We start from the raw sequence: 18426 nt of genomic DNA, 5'->3' as shown, positions 1-18426 counted from the left end.
TTTTCACATATTCACATATATCAGGAAACCGGAATGGCAATACCGGGCATCCTATCTCTCTGGCATAGGCACATAATCCATATTGTCGCCTACATACTTGGTTGCCGGACGCATAATGCGGCCGTCATACAACTTATTCTCAATATTATGGGCCACCCAGCCCACAACGCGGCTGCACACAAACAGAGGTGTATATAAATCCCTTGGAATCCGCAGCATACCATATGCAAACCCGCTGTAGAAATCCACATTGGTTGGAAGGGCCTTACCCTTGATTTCCTCCATTACCTCCTTGGCAATGCGCTCGAAACGGATGTAGAAGTCCAGCTCCCTGGTATGCTTCTGCTCCTTGGCCACCTCCATACAGCAGGCCTTCAAGACCTCCGCACGGGGATCGGACACCGTGTAAACAGCATGGCCGAAGCCGTATACAAGGCCGGAACGGTCATAGAGCTCTCCTGCCATCAGCTTCTCTACGGACTGGCGGATTTTCTTATCGTCCGCATCATAGCCGCCTGTTTCAGCCAGCACGGCGTCCATCATCTCCGCCACCTTGATATTGGCGCCGCCGTGGCGCGGTCCTTTAAGAGAACCGATGCCGCCGCATACCGTGGAATAGATGTCAGTGCCGGTGGAGGCAATCACCACATTGGTAAAGGTGGAGTTGTTGCCGCCGCCGTGGTCCGCATGAAGCATGAGTATGGTATCCAGCAGATTTGCTTCCTTGGACGTGAATTTCTGGTCCTTTCTCAAAAGGCTTAAGAAATTCTCGGCAATGGAATATTCCGGATTTGCATAATGAATGAACAGGCTTTCCCTGTCATAATAATGCACCTTGCTCTGATACGCGTAGCAGGCAATGGAGGGAAGCTTTGCCAAAAGATTGACGCCCTTGACCAGTGTCTGGTATACGTCCGTATTATCCGGGTCATCATCGTAATTATACAGGGTAAGGACCGCGTCCTGAAGCTTATTCATCAGATTCTTACCAGGAAAGCGCAGCAGGTTCATTTCCACGAAATCATCCGGAATGGTGTAGCAGTGCCTCACCACATTGCAGAACTTCTCCAGTTCGGCTTTCTTCGGCAGATATCCAAACAGCAATAGGAAACAGGTTTCCTCATATCCGAAATGGCTCTCCTTCTTTCCCTTTACCAGGTCCAGTACATCCACACCGCGGTAGAGCAGCCGTCCGGGAATAGCCTTGATTCCTCCGTCTGCCTCCTCATATCCCACAACGTCGGCCACCCTGGTAAGGCCTATCCGCACTCCGGTTCCGTCCTCATTCCTGAGGCCCTTCTTTACATTGTACTCTTTATACCATTTGTTAGGAATATCCGTATAATTCTGCGACTTCCCATAGAACTGTGCAAGAAAACTTTCCTTAACCATGCGCCCATACTCCTTTCCCAAATATCCCCATCAGTGTCTGCCCCTGTTATAGTTAATCAGACAGCCGGCCTTTACAATATCCCGCTCCTCTGCCGTCATATCCGCAATATATAAATCCAGGGTTCTTATGCTGCTCCCCTCTTTTCCCAGCACATAAGCCTTAATATCCTTTAAATTCCCGTCCAGGGCTTTCCTTACGCCCGGAACATAAATATAATCTCCTACCTCAAAGCAGGGAGCCTCCTCCATCTGGAAAGGAACCATGCCCCAGTTCATCACATTGGAACGGTAACGCTTGGTGGCGTACTCTTTACAGATATTGGCCAGGCCGCCGATCACTCTCTGGCAGCTGGCTGCCTGCTCCCTGGCAGATCCGTCGCCGGGTTTTACAGCATAAATCATGCTGCCCACTTCCGTGTCCTGAACCGTTACATTCTCATTGCCTTCAATGCCGCGTATGGCGTCAAAGAGCTTCTCCAAAGCAGGCTCCAGCTCCAGTTCTTTTGCCGCGCCATCCCTAATCCTGGCCTTTTCCAGCTTATCCACTTCCTTGGCTCTTCCCACGTACTCAGGATCTCTTCTGGATAAGGTGAATTCTGCCAGGCCCAGCGGATTGGACCGATAGGATGAGGTTTCGCCGGAGGGAATCAGCTCATCGGTGGTGGTCACAGGGTCCATGATTTTAGAACATACCTTCAGGAGAATGTTGTCAGCCAGAGGGCTCATCTCCGGCCAGTCCTTGATATTCGGTCCATAGACCAGCTCCCTTTCCCCGTCGCCTTTGTTGTATCCCATGTATACCCGGTTTTTATAGGAAATGCCGTCAAATTCATACTCAGGCACATTGCCCCAGCCCTCCATCTCCCACGCGGAGGTAAGCTTTCCTCCGTTGGCTGCCGTAGCTGCAATGGAACGCGCATCCATCAGGGCAACCGCTGCCATCTGGCCGCTGCCCGGTTTGGAACCTTCCCTGTTGGGGAAATTTCTGGTGGTATGGCGGATGCTCAGACCGTTGTTGCAGGGAGTATCGCCCGCGCCGAAACAGGGGCCGCAGAACGCAGTCCGTATGATGGCGCCTGCGTCCATCAGGTCGGACACAGCCCCCTTCTTTACCAGGTCCGCAAAGACAGGCTGTGAAGACGGATAAACCGCCAGGGAGAACTCGTCGCAGCCGCAGTTCTTTCCCTTTAATACACGGGCAGCTTCCATCACGTTGGAATAGGTGCCGCCCGCACAGCCTGCAATGACTGCCTGCTGTACCATAAGCTGTCCTCCCTGAATCTTATCCCTCAAGGTGAAGGATGCCTTGCCGCCCGATACCTTGGCTGCTTCTGCCTCCACCATGCCCAGTATGTCGTTCAGGCTGGCCTTCAGCTCGTCAATCTCATATGTATTGCTGGGGTGGAAGGGAAGGGCAATCATGGGCTTTACCGTGGACAGGTCCACGTATACGCAGCCGTCATAGTACGCCATATCCGCAGGAGCCAGTTCCTTATAATCCTCCTCCCTGTGATGCCTGGCCAGATATGCCTTCGTATCATCGTCCGTCTTCCATATAGATGAAAGGCAGGTGGTCTCCGTGGTCATGACATCCACGCCATTGCGGTAATCTGTCGTCATGGAAGCCACGCCCGGTCCCACGAACTCCATTACTTTATTCTTTACATATCCGCTTTTAAACACGGCTCCGATGATAGCCAGGGCTATATCCTGGGGGCCGGTTCCCGGCTGCGGCGCGCCGTCCAGATAAACGGCTATGACGCCCGGATACGCCACATCATATGTATCCTTAAGCAGCTGCTTTACCAGCTCACCGCCGCCTTCACCTATGGCCATGGTTCCCAATGCCCCGTAACGTGTGTGGCTGTCGGAACCAAGTATCATTCTGCCGCATCCGGCCATCATCTCCCTCATGTACTGATGAATGACCGCAATATGTGGAGGAACATAGATGCCCCCGTATTTCTTCGCCGCGGACAGACCGAACATGTGGTCATCCTCATTGATGGTCCCGCCTACCGCGCAAAGGGTATTGTGGCAATTTGTCAATACATAAGGAATCGGGAACTTTTCCATGCCGGAAGCCTTGGCTGTCTGTACAATACCCACGAAGGTGATGTCATGGGATGCCATGCTGTCAAACCGCAGCTTGAGATGTTCCATGTCACCGGATGTGTTGTGGGCCTCCAGAATGGAGTAGGCAATGGTCCCTTTCCTGGCAGATGCCTGGTCCGCGTCCTTGCCGGTCAGTTTCTTTACCTTTCCGCTCTCTGATTCCGGTACGATTTCAGTGCCGTTAACCAGATAAATACCGCTGTCATACAATGATACCATTTCATTACCTCCTGGTGTCTGATTTTATGAAAAAGGGCTCGGCTTGGATTTCCGCCTGCCCCCTTACATTCGTTGGTTATTACTATAAAACAAAATATTCGATTTGTCCAGTATTTTTATTGTGGTCACCACAACTTTTGCATTGTAAATCATATTGACTCTGACATGTCCATTGCTGTCACATGCTAATACTTTATCATACGAAAGCGCCGGTGTAAATCACCAATTTAATATAAACAAGCCGCAGCATATGACAAAATAGACAATCATCCCCACATTCAGAAATGCCGTCTTGAATGCTCTTCCCTTTCTCAGAGGCCATTGTCCCGGCCGGAAGGTAATCTGGCGCCGGTACATGATGATAAGGATAATGGCCGCAATGAGGCAGGCCAGCATGAAAAAGAAATATGCCAGTATCATGACAGAGGAAAACGCGGTCACCAGCCATCCCATGTCAATTCCCAGAATAGATTCAATCTGCCGTATAATCCACGGCCCCTCTGCCAGCCCCTGGGCGCCCTTTGACAGTTCCACGGTGATGACGCCGCCCAACAGGTTAAACAGCATATGGAACCCAATGGTGTATCCCACCTTCCCTGTCTTTGCGTACACGTAGGCCCAAAGAATTCCAATGCCAAAGGCATAAAAAAACTGGGAAAAATTGCCGTGGGCCATGCCGAACATAATGCCCGACATGATGATGGCTGCTTTCTGTCCATATCCCAGCAGCCGGTCCATGACCAGCTTTCTGAAAAAAAGCTCCTCCACCACAGGAGCCATGATGACCGTCGTCAGCAGATTGACCCACAGGCTGGAATTTCTGATAAGCTGGTCCAATAAAACGGAGTCAGGTCCCGATGGCTGTAAAATCCCTGCCAGCCTGCCCAGAATATTTCCTGCCAGCCCGATTCCCACTGCAATGACAAAAAAGGACGCAAATTTCCAGAATCCCCACTGCTCCTTCTGGGGCGAACCGCACTTCGGCACAAGCTGGAGCAGTCCTGCCGCCGCCGGAAAGGCCACCAGGTACATGGGCAGGGACGACATAAGCATACGCCCCGTAAATCCGTAAAAATCAATGAAATCGCCCAGCAGGGAATTAAGCAGCCCCACCAGGACCATGACCGTCATCTGGGCAGCCAGGGTAATCAGCATAAAGGCCGCTGCCGCCAGCCCCACATGTGAGAACTGCTTCCTCTGGCGCCGCTCCATGGCAGCTGCCTGCTCCGGGTCCGGCTCCCAGGCCGTTCCCCTGTTTTCATATTCATATATCATAGGCCATATCCAGTCTCCTTCATCAGATCTTATACAGTGCGGCTCCTGTTCTATGTGTCACACCGCACTGTATGGTAACTGCCAAAAGACAGTTCTTTTTAGTGTTGCAATTGCAACAAAAAAGTATTATGATAATAAATATCATACCATAAAAGATAGCAGGGTAAAAGAAACATGACAGAATATTTTCAGAAAAACCTATTTAAAGACATTTCCATTGACGAGTATAAAAAACTGCTCTCCTGCCTGGACGGAAGGACAAAACAGTTTAAGGCAGGCGAGACCATATGCGATTACGATGAGGGCTTTCATGAAATCGGCATTATAGGCAAAGGCACTGCCTCCGTTGTCCGCTATGAATACAACGGAGCCAGAACCATCCTGGAGCGCCTGGGCCCCCAGGACATCTTCGGCCATCTGCTGTCCTACAAGGGCAGCGAACATGCCGGTATCAGCGTTGTCTGCGACAGCCCCTGTGACATTCTCTTCATCCACTATGCCACCATCGGCTCTCCCTGCACCAAGTCCTGCGCCCACCACCACCAGCTGACCCAGAATCTGCTGGACCTGATTTCGGAGCGGGCCTTAAACTTAAGCCGCAGGGTGGAGGTCCTGTCTCAGCGCACCATCCGCGAGAAGCTCATATGCTACTTCATGCAGCTGGCCGCCCAGGCCAAAGCCTCCTCCTTCAGTCTCCCCTTTACCATGGTGGACCTGGCCGATTACCTTTCCATTGACCGCAGCGCCATGACAAGGGAACTGAAACGCATGAAGGAGGAGGGACTGATTGAGATGGACAAGCGCTGTGTCCGCTTATTCCTTTAGCCTGTCCTCAAACTGCCGGGCGCTCATAGGGCGCCCAAAATAATATCCTTGTATATATTCCATTCCCAGTTCCCTTACAGCCTCATATTCCTCTTTTGTCTCCACTCCCTCCAGGCATACCTTCCTGCCCACATCATGGCACAGGTCGGTGATGGATCGGATAAAGGTGGCATTAAAGGGCTCTGAGGTAATCCCCTTCACAAATCTTCTGTCTATCTTCACCACATCCACGGGGATGCTTTTCAATGAAAACAGAGACGAATATCCCACTCCGAAATCATCCATGGCAATTTTTACCCCAAGCTCCTTCATCTGTGCGATCAGGCGGAGGGTGTCCTCCTCTGCCTTTGCCAGATATGTCTCGGTCAGTTCCATGATGAGCCTGGATGGATCCAGGCTGTTTTCCTCCAGAGCCGTCCTGAGGAAGGAGATAAAGTCCCCCTGGGAAAGCTGGATATAGGACAGATTCACACTAATCTGGAAATCCGGCCTTGACCGGCGCCACTCCAGGCATTGGGCCATGCCATGGCTCAGTATCCACTGTCCAAAAGGTACGATTAAACCGCTCTGCTCCATCAAAGGTATGAACTCTCCGGGAGAGACATCCCCATACTTGCCGCAGTGCCATCTGGCCAGGGCCTCCGCTCCGCAGAGCCTGCCCGACAAAGTGTCTGCCTGGGGCTGGTAATGGATGGAGAACCCCGCAAATCCGCGCTCCACGCTCTCACGCAAAAGCTCCATCAGCTCCAGCCGCCGCTCCCTGTCGGCCAGAATATTCCTGGAAAACACGGTCATCCGGTTCTTTCCCATGATTTTGGAGTATTCCAGGGAGTAGTTGGCCCTCTTAAAGAGCTCCAGATAATTGCCCCCGTCCTCCGGATAAGCAGCATATCCCGCCGACAGGGTACAGAAGTATTTCTTTCCTCCGTATTCCTGCTGTTTGCAGAAGTTCTGCTGCAGCTTGTCAAATAGATGGGCCGCCTCTTTTGCGTCTCCGCCCAGGAGGAGGATGCCGAATTCATCCCCATCCAGCCGGTAGAGCATGGCATTGGGCGGAAGCATGGATGCCACCTTCTGGGCCGTAATCCGCAGGACCTCGTCCCCGAAAGACCGGTCATACAGAGCATTGATATTTTTAAAGGAATCCATGTCCAGCACCATAAGGCCGATGGTGTCCATGCATTTGCGGTCTGCCAGGTATTTCTTTATATTTTCCTCAAATTCATATTTGTTGTAAAGGCCGGTCATATGGTCAATCTGGTTCTTTTTGCCCAGATTGCTGATCATGCCGGCAAACAGCTTAGGCTGCCCGTCCTTATCCCTGAGCATCTTTCCCCTGCACCGCAGCCATGTCCACTCCCCTCTCACGTTCCTGGCCCGGTACTCTATGTTGTGATACTCTTCTCTTCCGTCTGCTATACTCTGATTGCTCTCCAGAAAATAGGCCTCATCATGGGGATGAATCAGCTGCCCCCAAAATGCGGCTGCCTCCCTGACCACCTGGCCCGGCAGGCCGAATTCCTCCACCATGGCCTGGGGATAACAAAATACCCCGGTCTTCATATTTCCCACAAAGATATAGTCGTCCGTGCTGGCAGACAGCGCTTCATAGAGGCTTCCGCCGTCATAATAAAAGGGGGCATCCCCGTCCTCATGTTTCTCCCCAAGCCTGCGCTTGGCACGCTCTATGTGATATCCTCTCTTCTGTATATACATCTGCTCGTCTGCCCGGGATATGATGTCCTCCACCGAGCCCATATCCCCAGGACAGACCTCTGCGATTCCATAGCTGAAGGAGACGTCATATTCCTGGAGCTGGCGTTTCCGTTCCTGTCCTGCCCTGGTCAAGAGACGCTTCATGCTTTCGTCTGCCGCTTTCATGTCCCGCCCATAAAATACCATGACGAACTCATCACCGCTGAGACGGTACATGAAGTCCAGCCTTCCAAGGCACTCCTTGGCTATGGCTGCCACGTACTGAAGAAGCCTGTCCCCCTCGCTGTGTCCATACCGGTCATTGACCGATTTCAGCTCGTTGATATCATACAGTACCACGGTCACCACCTGGTTCTCACGGCTCCCCTGCTCCAGGGCCCGCATAAGGCGTTCACTGCCTCCCCGGCGGTTTAGCATGCGTGTCAGCTCATCGGTGCGGGCCGTCTCCGAAATCTTGTCATATTCCGTCATGTCCACGGAATTCTGAATGTGGTATATCTTCCCCCTCCACTGAATCAGGCTGTCATAATTCCTGTATTTTTTGCCGGTCACAGAATTGGTCTCGCGCCAGACACAGATTTTATTGCCCTCCATCTGTTCCATCTGCCTGATTTTACAGTAAGGGCACCGTTCCTTCATATCCTTTTGCAGCACCTGCCAACAGACACAGCCTTCCGGCCTTGTAAGCCCGAAGGTTTCCTTCATGGTTTTATTCATATAAAGGATTTCATCCGTTTCTACATCCGTTATATAGAAATTGGTGTCCATTTGGTCCAAAACAGCTGCCAGGAATGTATCCTTAAATGAGTTTTGCTGTTCTTCCATCTCAAAAAATCCTCTTTACTATATTTGAAAGCTCTCTCTTTATTGTAAACTCTTTCCAGATTATGTACAAGGGGAAAATCAAATAAAAAGGCGCCTATTCCCGGGTTTTATCCGGGAAGAGGCGCCAGCGCACATCTTATTCTTCAACAACAGAGAACATATCTTTTCCGACTCCGCAGATAGGACATACCCAATCATCCGGAATATCCTCAAATGCGGTTCCCGGCTCGATTCCGCCGTCCGGATCGCCTGCCTCAGGGTCATATATCCATCCACATGGATCACATACATATTTTTTCATTATCATTTCCTCCTTAATTATCATATCATTTATCTTTGTTTTGAATCATTTCCTTTGATGTCATTACTATATCATAAGTATTCCTGTTTTTCTGTGATATTTGCAACATTAAAATGACTTTTTGATATAATATTTAATTTGCCACATATTCCGGAAAACATGCATGGAAAAACAGCTGCCCAAACTTACTCCGGGCAGCTGTGGCATTTACTTTTATTCGCCGTCCTTGGCTGCAGCCCTTGCTTCTATCTCACGTTTCTGTACATCGCCGGGAGCCTGCTCATAGCGGCTGAATTCATAGGAATAATCGCCCAGGCCGCCTGTCATGGAGCGTAGGTCCGTATTATATCCAAAGAGCTCAGACATAGGAATATCCGCCTCAATGACCTGCTTTCCGTTGTGATTGGAATTCATGCCCAGCACGCGTCCTCTTCTGCGGTTTAAATCGCCCATGACGTCGCCTGTAAACTTATCCGGAACAGTAACCTTAAGGGAGGCAATGGGTTCAAGGAGTACTGGATTTGCTTCCATGAAGCCCTGCTTAAATGCAAGAATGGTGGCCATCTTAAATGCCATCTCCGAGGAATCCACCGGGTGATAGGAGCCATCCAGAAGAGTGGCCTTTAAGCCCACAACCGGATAACCCGCCAGCGGTCCCTTTAATACGCATTCCTGCAGTCCCTTCTCAACAGCCGGGAAGTAGTTCCTGGGTACGGAACCGCCGAATATCTTTTCCTCAAATACGTACGGTGTCTCCAAATCGCCGGATGGCTCAAACTCCATAATGACATCGCCATACTGTCCGTGTCCGCCGGATTGTTTCTTATGCTTGCCCTGAACCTTTACTTTCTTGCGCAGGGTCTCGCGGAATGCAAACTTAGGCGGGCTTAAGGTCACGTCAACCTTATAGCGGCTCTGCAGCTTGCTGATTACCACATCCAACTGCTGATCGCCTATGCCGTATAACAGGGCCTGACGGTTCTCAGCGTCGTTGACAACCTTAAGGGTTAAGTCTTCCTCCATCATCTTAGCCAGAGCCGTGGATACCTTGTCATCCTCACCCTTGTTCGCAGCCTTATATGCCATGTATGTGTATGGTGTGGAGGTCTGCGGCTTATGGTATACAATGGGTGCCGTGCGCACAGCCATGGTATCGCCGGTCTGGGTCACGGTCAGCTTTGCAACGGCTCCGATGTCGCCTGCCCTCAGCTCCTGCACCTCAATCTGGTCCTTGCCCCGCAGGATATAGAGCTTGCCAATCTTTTCCTCCGTATCCTTATTTACATTATACACAATCGTATCGCCTTTAAGGGTACCTGTACAAATCTTCATCAGTGAATACTTGCCGATGAATGGGTCCACGATGGTCTTGAACACTCTGGCGGACAGGGACACATCGTCGTTGTATTTGGCGGTAAAGCGCTCGCCTGTGGAAACATCCACGCCGATACACTCAAAATGATCAGGTGACGGGAAGTATTTGTCAATGGCCTGCAGCAGAACCTTAAAGCCCTGGCAGTTAATGCCGGAACCCATCATGACAGGAACGATGTCCCCTTCAATAACATGGGTCCTCAGAGCGGTGGAAATCTCTTCCTGGGTAAACTCTTCTCCAAGGAAATAACGCTCCATATATTCTTCACTGGTCTCGGCAACGGCTTCAATGAGGGCATCCCTGGCAATGGTCAGGTTTTTCTGGACATAATCCGGAATCTCACACTCTTCATAATCACTTAAATTAGTGAAACGGCGTCCGCCCATCTTTACCACATTGACGAAACCTACGAACTTTTCATTCTCACGGATTGGCAGCTGGAACGGAGCAATCTTACGTCCGAACTTTGTCTCCAGCTTAACCACAAGCTCACGATAGCTGGCATGGTCATCGTCCATATTAGTGACGAAAATCAGCCTGGGCAGGTTGTACTTCTCGCACATCTCCCATGCCCTCTCTGTACCAGGCTCAATACCTGCCTTACAGTTGACAACGATAATGGCCGCATCGGCAACACTGATTGCCTCCTCAACCTCTCCTACAAAATCAAAAAATCCCGGCGTATCCAGAAGGTTAATCTTAATTGGCCCGTCCTCTCCCTCATATTCCAGCGGAATCAGGGTGGTGGAGATAGAAAACTGTCTCTTGATTTCTTCCTTGTCATAATCGCTGATGGTGTTTCCGTCCGGCACCTTGCCCATACGTTTTGTAACACCAGTCAGCAGCGCCAATGCTTCCGCAACTGTTGTCTTACCAGCGCCTCCATGTCCAAGTAATACAACGTTGCGGATTTGTTCAGTTCCATATACGTTCATAAACTTCCCTCCTGTTCATTAAATTTAAGCCTATGCGTATATTTTACTAAATTTTTCAGAATTTTTCAAGCATTTTATATGATTTGCACAACATTCTTTTGAGGTTGCATGTCCAGCCGCGGGCAACAACGTAAAATCAAGGCAAAATGGTCGCATAGCGTTTCATCTTATCCATACCTTTGCCTGTTGTCATTCTCTTTAAATATGCTGTTATCTTTCCAGGCTTCTGGATTAATTTCTACCTTTAAATCGCGCTTCAAGAAATCTCCATTGCTCCTGTCTTTCTTCATGTTCATATAGGAATTGCTCAATAGGACAAATTATATTATCATCCTTGGATGATTTTATTAGAGGAATTATTTCTTCGTAGGCAGATTTAACTCCTTCTTCCTTTAATAACCTCAATCCACCTTCAGACACTTTTACCGCATGGCATTCTCTGATTGGTATCTGTCCTGCCATAATTCCCATCGCAATACCTGCTTGACTGGCATATAGAATCATATCCTTTGACTCAGAAAATTTGTTCTTAAAGTATGCGCGATACATCCCTGAGACCGGACTTTTGTCTGTCTCCCAAATGATATTGTCCGAGTCATCAGTCAGAATAGCTAATGCTGTTTTGGCCAGCACTTTCTGGAATAAATCATCTCTCATTATGACACCTGCTCTCAATTTTACAGCCTGTCAGCCGCTTCCTTGATTCTCTTTAACCCCTCCATGACTACTGCTCTGGGCGCTGCAAAGTTGAATCGCATAAATCCAGTTCCTTCCTTTTCTCCAAAGGTAGTCCCATCGTTTAATAATACTCTGGCATCTTTAAACATAAAGTCCTTTAGTTCTTTCTGTGTCTTGAAACCAAGTCCGCGACAATCCATCCAAATCATAAAGGTTGCCTCTGGATTAATTGCTTGAATTTTAGGGATATTCTCATTTATGTATGTAACTGCCTGGTTCTTTGTCTCATTTAGGTAAGCGACGCACTGGTCTGCATAGTCATCACCGTGATTGTAACATGCCATCAATGCTACATTTCCAAATATATTTCGTCCCATACCTTTTTTATAAGTCTGTTGGTTCATCATTCTGCGGTAAATCTCTTTGTTATGTGTAAACCACGCAGCTGTGCGGAAACCAGCCACGTTAAATGTTTTAGCAGGATTGATAAAAGTTACAGAATGATTGGCGAACTCCTCAGAGATACCGCAAAACGGAACGAATTTATGCCCGTCAAAAATAATGTCAGCATGGATCTCATCAACTCCAATCATTACATTGTTTCGTATACATAATTCTCCCATCCTTACCAGTTCTTCCTTAGTAAAGCATCTACCAGTTGGGTTCTGGGGATTACAGATAAAAAGAATTTTCACTTTAGGGTCTGCTAATTTTCTTTCCAAATCCCCAAAGTTGATTTCATACCGTCCCTCTACCAGGTCCATCTCATTATAAATCAGTTGACGTCCGTTATTTTTCACCAAATCGTGGAAAGGCGGATAAACCGGCGTCTGTAAAAGTATTTTATCACCAATACTTGAGAATTCTTCTGTAAACCATATCATAGCCGGTATTACACAAGGGGAAAAATCAATATATTCTGGATTCAGTACTGTATTATGTCTTACTTTGTACCACCTGGCAATACTTTTTTCAAAATCAGAATCAATATATGGATAGCCGTAATGATTCATCTTTACACGCTCCATCAGTGCCTCTGTCACCTCTACCGGGCTTGGGAAATCTGTATCTGCTATCCAGAATGGAAGTACATCTTCTGGGCAAAGTGAAGGATCGTATTTCTTTGCATCAGTTCCTCTTCTCTCTACGCCTTTATCAAAATCATATATTGTTTTACTCATAGTGGACTCTCCTTTTCTTCTTTGAATAATAACATATTTTCATGTATTTTAGACAACTGAGTATGATACAACCAGATTACATATATACATTACAACTGCGGGAATAGAACATCTTTTTACAATATCCATAATATCCAGTTCAGCCATACCTGATATGGCAATTACAACACCTGCAACGGGTGACATACAGCGTCCGATACCAGATGATAACTGCATCGGAAGAGCGATTGTAGCAGTGGATACTCCCATCTGAGCTGTCACATCCGGTACTAGCGGACCAAAAGCATACCATGAAGCATTACCTGAACCAAGAAGCATGCCTGCAAAGAATGTTATCATTGACATTAATGCCATGGTAATAATGGGAGCACTCTTAACAGCCGCTAAAGTGTTGCTTATGATTGTAATGCCACCTAACATTTTGATGGCTTCAGCAAATACAGCCGCACCAATCAGGATACTCACAACATTTGCAAATGAATTTCCCATTGCTTTCATCACAACACTAAAATCACTCGTTACTTCTTTTCTATCTCTTCGTCTTACTAATTCCAGAATAAATACGAAAAACAGTCCAAGCAAGTTTGCTGTAACCACATCAAGATTAATGGATGGTATAAAACTGAATACTGTAATCAAAACCAGGGGTACAATGGGAAGTATTGCATAGTACGCAGGACAGCTGACGTCATGAGGCATATCCGCCTTTGAAACGGAAATCCCATCTGATACATCCTTCTTATCCATATGTCTCAGATATATAGGTAGAAAGACCGCACAGATTATAATAAGTATAGATGCGGTTTTCCCTTGATAAGTAAGGAAATAATCCATCATAGGCATACCAACTACATTCTCTGCCGCAAATATTGCGCTTGAATCATTTGGTCCCCAGTCAACAAAGCCACACATTATCATTACAGTAGCGGCACTTAGTTTACTTATTCCCAAGGATGTAAGTATAGGGAAGGCAATGGCCATCAAAAGCATAGCCAGGCCAGCATGACTTGTAATGACCATTTTCAGTAATGTACCAATAACAAAAAGCATGCTTAAAACAATATATGGATTTTTGATTTTTGATAATGGTTTAGTTGCAAGATATGCTAGTTTTGTGGATGCCCCTATGTGTGACATGTAAACAGCATATCCAGTTACCATCATCAAAGTCAGTCCAACACCGGATGCATTAGATTTAAATGCGTTGGCTGCATAAGCGAACACATCTATGACAGCATTACCAGTCGTTTTATCATCCATTATTGAATTGCCGCCAATGATTGCGAATATTAGCAGGATTACCATGCCTGATACCAGGAATACAAATACTGAATTATACTTTTTAATCACCAATGTTGCAACTATGACTATGTACAGCAGCGTTATCATCACAGCTATAGCATTATTCATTTTATCTCTCCTGTCTTTTAGTTTCCCAAACCACCGCGGTACCGGGTTGTTTAAATCAGATATACAAAACCAAACTATTTTGTTTATATTCTTAACCTATAGTTTAGTATGTATACCTTATGTTTAGATTCTAAACTAATTATAATTTGTTGTCAATACCATTTATACACTTTGTCTATATGCACGAATATTGCATTTATTTTTTGTACAATATATCCAAAACTATTCAGTATCATCTAATTAGACTATTTCTGATACAGCAAAGGAGCCACAACATTTGTTGTGACTCCTCAATCGTCTTAACGAATATATATTATATGGATATTTTACTATTTACTTATCTCTTTTTTGCCTTTTTTCTTGCGTTTCTGTTATCTTGAACCTTGCGTCTTATATCCAACCATGCTTCAAGTACGCTGAAAGTGGTATTTATCTCATCCTCAGAAAAATGTTCCCTAACAATATCCATAGACTCTCCAAATCCTATCTCATCATATTTGCGGTGGGCTTCATTCAGTTCCTTTCCCTTTTCAGTTAAGAACAGGTGAAATCGATTGTCATTTTCAGAGTCCACTTCCCTGTATATTAAGCCTTTACTTTCCACTTTTTTCAGGATTTGAGAAACTGCCCCCTTGGTCTTTCCATAATCTCTTGCCAGTTCAGTTACTGTAATTCCATGATGATCAGCAATATGCTTTAACGTGTGTACCTCTACTGAAGTATAGGCTTCGCCTGTTCCATAATCATGAGGCACTTTTGTAGAGATATAAAAATTCGAAACCTGATGTAGTATATCTACTGCTTCTACGTCATTATATGATTTCTTCATCTTCTTATCCATAATATACTCCTAGTTTTGATATACACCGTATTCGTCATTAACAATTTGTTAAAGTATACTATATTTAGATATCAAAGACAAGTTTTTATTCCATTTGTTTCGGATTTTACGCCGCTATGGCCTCCTCAGCAACCATAACAAGAGTAAGCTTATAGAGATGCTGTCAAGGAGGATTGTGAGATTTGGACTTTAACTTTTCATCTTTACTTCTATTATTACAAGGTCTGCCCGGCCAGGATGCTGGTGGGGACGATAATCCGCTTGTATTCAACTGGCTTGCGCTCCATCTGCCGGAGGAGCAGATCACAGGCGTTGCGGGCAATCTCTCCGATATTCTGCTGGATGGAGGTAATATTCAAAATCGTCCGGCTTGCCACGGATACTCCGTCATAACCGATAATTCGGACCTCCTCAGGCACCCGGATGCCCAGTTCGGCCAAGGCCAGATATGCCCCCAAGGCTCTCCAGTCGCTGATAGCGAAGACCCCGTCAAACTCATAGTCAGTGCTGATCAGGTAGCGGATGGCTTGCTTGCTTTCGTCTAAAACCTCCCGGACCCTGGGCGTGCGGATGATTCGGTCCTCTCCCAACTCGATCCCGTGCCTGCGGTACTCCCCCCGGAAGCTCTCAAACCGCTCCCGCATCCGGTGGGAGATCAGGTTGCTCCCCAGCAGGATGGGCTTACGGCTTCCTTTCCGATAGAGCTCCTGGGCGGCCAGGACGCCGGACACGCGCTGGTCGCTCTGGACCTGGCAGATACCGGCGGTCTGCTCGGGGGGATCGGTGCAGTCGATCCACACATGGGGCAGACGGGGGTCCAGGATATTCCGGACGGCGAGATAACCGCAGGTGACGAGGATCACGCCGCAGACATTGCAGTCGTAGATGGTCCGCAGGATATCCGGCAGGGCCTCCTTCCGGTAGCCCAGGCTGGCGCTGATGGTCTGGATGCCAAGCTCCGCCAGGGTGTCGTGGAGCTGAATCAGCAGAGCCCGGTAATAGTCGTTGATTTGGGTGTCGACCACGACGCCCACTTTTTTTATCCCGGCGGCGGAGGGAGACGGCGGACGGTATCCGCTCTCCTCCAGCGCCGACAGCACCATCTGCCGGGTGGTCTCCGCCACTTTGGGGTCGCTGTTCAGCACCCGTGACACCGTGGCCGTGGAAACACCGCACCACTGGGCGATCATCTGGATGGACACGTCTTTTCTCTGGGCCATAAACTCGCCTCCTTGTCTTCTCTATCATACCACAGCAGGGCCGGAATGTAAATTTACAATGCGTAGCAAAAATATACAATTTGCCTCTGTCAAAATTGTATACCTCTCCAAAGTTCTGAGAATCCTAAAAAAACGCTTGCAATTTCCGTGATGTTAATTTACAATCTATATTGTAAAATTTCATTTATAAAAAGTAAATTTACATTCTGGAGAGGAGATATTCACATGGCAAAAAACTACGCAAATATTGCGAAGGAAGTCCTCCGGCTGGTGGGCGGGGACAAAAATGTATCCCACTTTGAACACTGCTCCACCCGCCTGCGGTTTTCCATCGTGGACCCCGGCAAAGTGGATCAGGCTGGACTGAAAAAGGTCCCCGGGGTCATGGGGGTCGTGGGCAGCGGCAATCAGTGTCAGGTGGTCATCGGCAACGATGTCATCGAGGTCTACGACGAGGTCCTTAAGCTGGGCACCTTTACCGGCGGGACTCCGGCCCCTGTCGCCCAGGGAAAGCGGGATATCGGCGCCACTGTTCTGGACCTCATGGTGGGTATCTTCCAGCCGTTGGTTCCCGCCATCGCGGGCGGCGGTATCCTGAAGGCGTTCCTGTCCCTGTTTGCCCTGGTCGGGATCATGGACAGCAAAGGCGTCCTGTATCAGGTTCTGATCAACGTGGCGGACGCGCCCCTGTACTTCCTGCCTGTGCTGGTGGCCGTCACCATGTCCAGCAAGATTAACTGCAACCGGCTGATCGCGGTGGCCACCGTGGGCGCTCTGGTGCTTCCCAAAACCGCGGCTCTGCTGGCTTCCGATCCTGCGCCCACCCTGTTTGGCCTCACCCTCCAGAACGTGAACTACGCCTATCAAGTGTTCCCGGCCATTCTGGCGGTGACCGCGCTGTACTTTGTGGAAAAGTACGTCACCAAGATCACGCCCAAGCCCATTCGGGTGTTCTTTGTCCCCATGGTGTGCTTCATCATCGTGTTCCCCCTGACCCTGCTGGTCCTGGGCCCCATCGGCCTAACCATCGGCAAGGGGCTGACCACGGTCATGCTCACCCTGTATAAGTATGTCGGCTGGCTGGCTGTGGGCCTGGTGGCCGCCGTCCTGCCCCTGCTGATCTCCATCGGCGCACACAAGGCGTTTATCCCCTATGTGGTCGCCTCCCTGGGCGACCCGAGCCTGGGCTACGAAATTCTTTACAACGGCGCTTCGCTGGCGCATAATATCTCCGAGAGCGGCGCTTCCCTGGCCGTCGCCCTCAAGACAAAAGACCCGGAGCTGCGCTCCACCGCCTTTTCCTGCGGCGTGTCCGCCCTTTTCGGCGTCACCGAGCCGGCAATTTACTCCATCACCATACAGCGCAAAAAGGTCCTCTACGGCGTGATGGTGGGCAGCTTCATCAGCGGTTCCTTCATCGGCCTGATGGCGGTCAAGGCGTTTGTGGCCATGGGCCCCGGTCTGGCCGGTATGGCCATGTTCGTGGACCCTGAAAATACGATGAACATCGTCTGGGCCTTCGCCGGTTTTGGGATCGCGCTGGTATCCTCCTTTATCGCGACGCTTTTCCTGTACAAGGACGAGGCAAAGGCGGAGGCTGCCCCAGCCGGGCAGCTCTCCGGCGAGCTCTCCGCACAGTCCTCCGAGCCGGAGGACGACACGGTGAAGCCCGGCTCTCTGGTAAGCCCTCTCCAGGGCACCGTGGTGCGGCTGGAGGACGTGAAAGATGAGGTGTTCTCCACCGGCGTCCTGGGTCAGGGCGCGGCCGTGCGGCCCGCGAAGGGCGAACTCTATGCCCCGGTGAACGGCACCGTCACCATGATCCCCGACAGCAAGCACTCGATCTCGCTTGTGGACGCCTGCGGCGCCGAGATTCTGATGCACATCGGCATGGATACCGTGCAGCTGGGCGGCAAGCACTTTGAGCCCCAGGTCAAGGTGGGCGACAGGGTCCGCAAAGGCCAGCTCCTGATCAAATTTGACATGGACGCCATCCGCGCCGCCGGTTATGATCTGACCACACCCGTGGTGGTTACCAACTCGGATGAGCTGGAGGTCACGACCCTGGCCCAGGGCGATATCGAGGCCGGAACCGAACTTTTGAAATGGGAGTGATAT

Annotated in this window: 13 protein-coding genes; 2 read left to right on the top strand and 11 right to left on the bottom strand. The window is 49.1% G+C overall.

Annotated elements, in window-relative coordinates:
• Window positions 1-51: 51 nt before the first annotated feature.
• The 3 genes from LA360_RS01265 to LA360_RS01255 all read right to left on the bottom strand — a co-directional run bounded on the left by LA360_RS01265 (window position 52) and on the right by LA360_RS01255 (window position 5001).
• Window positions 52-1392, bottom strand: coding sequence for a citrate synthase (locus LA360_RS01265; protein ID WP_022200366.1), 1341 nt, complete (start codon window positions 1390-1392; stop codon window positions 52-54).
• A gap of 30 nt (window positions 1393-1422) precedes the next feature.
• Window positions 1423-3726 (bottom strand): hydratase, encoded by a 2304-nt coding sequence (locus tag LA360_RS01260; RefSeq protein WP_057572597.1) that lies wholly within the window; start codon window positions 3724-3726, stop codon window positions 1423-1425.
• Window positions 3727-3945: 219 nt separating this feature from the next.
• Entirely contained in the window at window positions 3946-5001 is a 1056-nt protein-coding gene (locus tag LA360_RS01255; RefSeq protein WP_022200368.1) for a CPBP family intramembrane glutamic endopeptidase, read from the bottom strand.
• A 174-nt stretch (window positions 5002-5175) separates the two neighbouring features.
• Between LA360_RS01255 and LA360_RS01250 the strand changes: the two genes are divergently transcribed.
• Window positions 5176-5826, top strand: a complete 651-nt coding sequence (locus tag LA360_RS01250) for a Crp/Fnr family transcriptional regulator (RefSeq protein WP_022200369.1) — start codon at window positions 5176-5178, stop codon at window positions 5824-5826.
• Here the strand turns inward: LA360_RS01250 and LA360_RS01245 are convergent.
• From LA360_RS01245 to LA360_RS01210, 8 genes are all read right to left on the bottom strand, one after another.
• Window positions 5815-8367 carry a bifunctional diguanylate cyclase/phosphodiesterase gene (locus tag LA360_RS01245; protein WP_022200370.1) on the bottom strand — a complete coding sequence of 851 codons (2553 nt, stop codon included), beginning with the start codon at window positions 8365-8367 and terminating at the stop codon, window positions 5815-5817. The two genes, LA360_RS01250 and LA360_RS01245, sit on opposite strands and share 12 nt — an antisense overlap.
• Window positions 8368-8503: 136 nt before the next feature.
• On the bottom strand, window positions 8504-8668 hold the full coding sequence (gene rd, locus LA360_RS01240; protein ID WP_002574973.1) for a rubredoxin: 165 nt from the start codon (window positions 8666-8668) through the stop codon (window positions 8504-8506).
• A 213-nt stretch (window positions 8669-8881) separates the two neighbouring features.
• Window positions 8882-10978, bottom strand: coding sequence for an elongation factor G (locus LA360_RS01235; protein WP_022200371.1), 2097 nt, complete (start codon window positions 10976-10978; stop codon window positions 8882-8884).
• A gap of 231 nt (window positions 10979-11209) precedes the next feature.
• Complete coding sequence (locus LA360_RS01230) at window positions 11210-11635, bottom strand: DUF1893 domain-containing protein (protein ID WP_022200372.1); 426 nt, start codon at window positions 11633-11635, stop codon at window positions 11210-11212.
• 20 nt (window positions 11636-11655) lie between these two features.
• Complete coding sequence (locus LA360_RS01225) at window positions 11656-12837, bottom strand: MalY/PatB family protein (RefSeq protein ID WP_022200373.1); 1182 nt, start codon at window positions 12835-12837, stop codon at window positions 11656-11658.
• 48 nt (window positions 12838-12885) lie between these two features.
• Window positions 12886-14247: a C4-dicarboxylate transporter DcuC gene (gene dcuC / locus LA360_RS01220; protein WP_022200374.1), complete on the bottom strand. Its 1362-nt coding sequence runs from the start codon at window positions 14245-14247 to the stop codon at window positions 12886-12888.
• Between the two features lie 337 nt (window positions 14248-14584).
• Window positions 14585-15088 carry a MarR family winged helix-turn-helix transcriptional regulator gene (locus tag LA360_RS01215; RefSeq protein ID WP_022200375.1) on the bottom strand — a complete coding sequence of 168 codons (504 nt, stop codon included), beginning with the start codon at window positions 15086-15088 and terminating at the stop codon, window positions 14585-14587.
• 215 nt (window positions 15089-15303) lie between these two features.
• Entirely contained in the window at window positions 15304-16278 is a 975-nt protein-coding gene (locus tag LA360_RS01210; RefSeq protein ID WP_225537720.1) for a LacI family DNA-binding transcriptional regulator, read from the bottom strand.
• Window positions 16279-16533: 255 nt separating this feature from the next.
• On the opposite strand from LA360_RS01210, the gene LA360_RS01205 reads away from it, so the two are divergent.
• Entirely contained in the window at window positions 16534-18423 is a 1890-nt protein-coding gene (locus LA360_RS01205) for a beta-glucoside-specific PTS transporter subunit IIABC (protein WP_057573114.1), read from the top strand.
• Window positions 18424-18426 lie beyond the last annotated feature (3 nt).

The sequence above is a fragment of the Enterocloster clostridioformis genome (assembly GCF_020297485.1).
Lineage (GTDB): Bacteria > Bacillota > Clostridia > Lachnospirales > Lachnospiraceae > Enterocloster > Enterocloster clostridioformis.
Note: the sequence above shows the minus strand (reverse complement) of the source record. Positions and strands in the feature narration are given on the sequence as shown.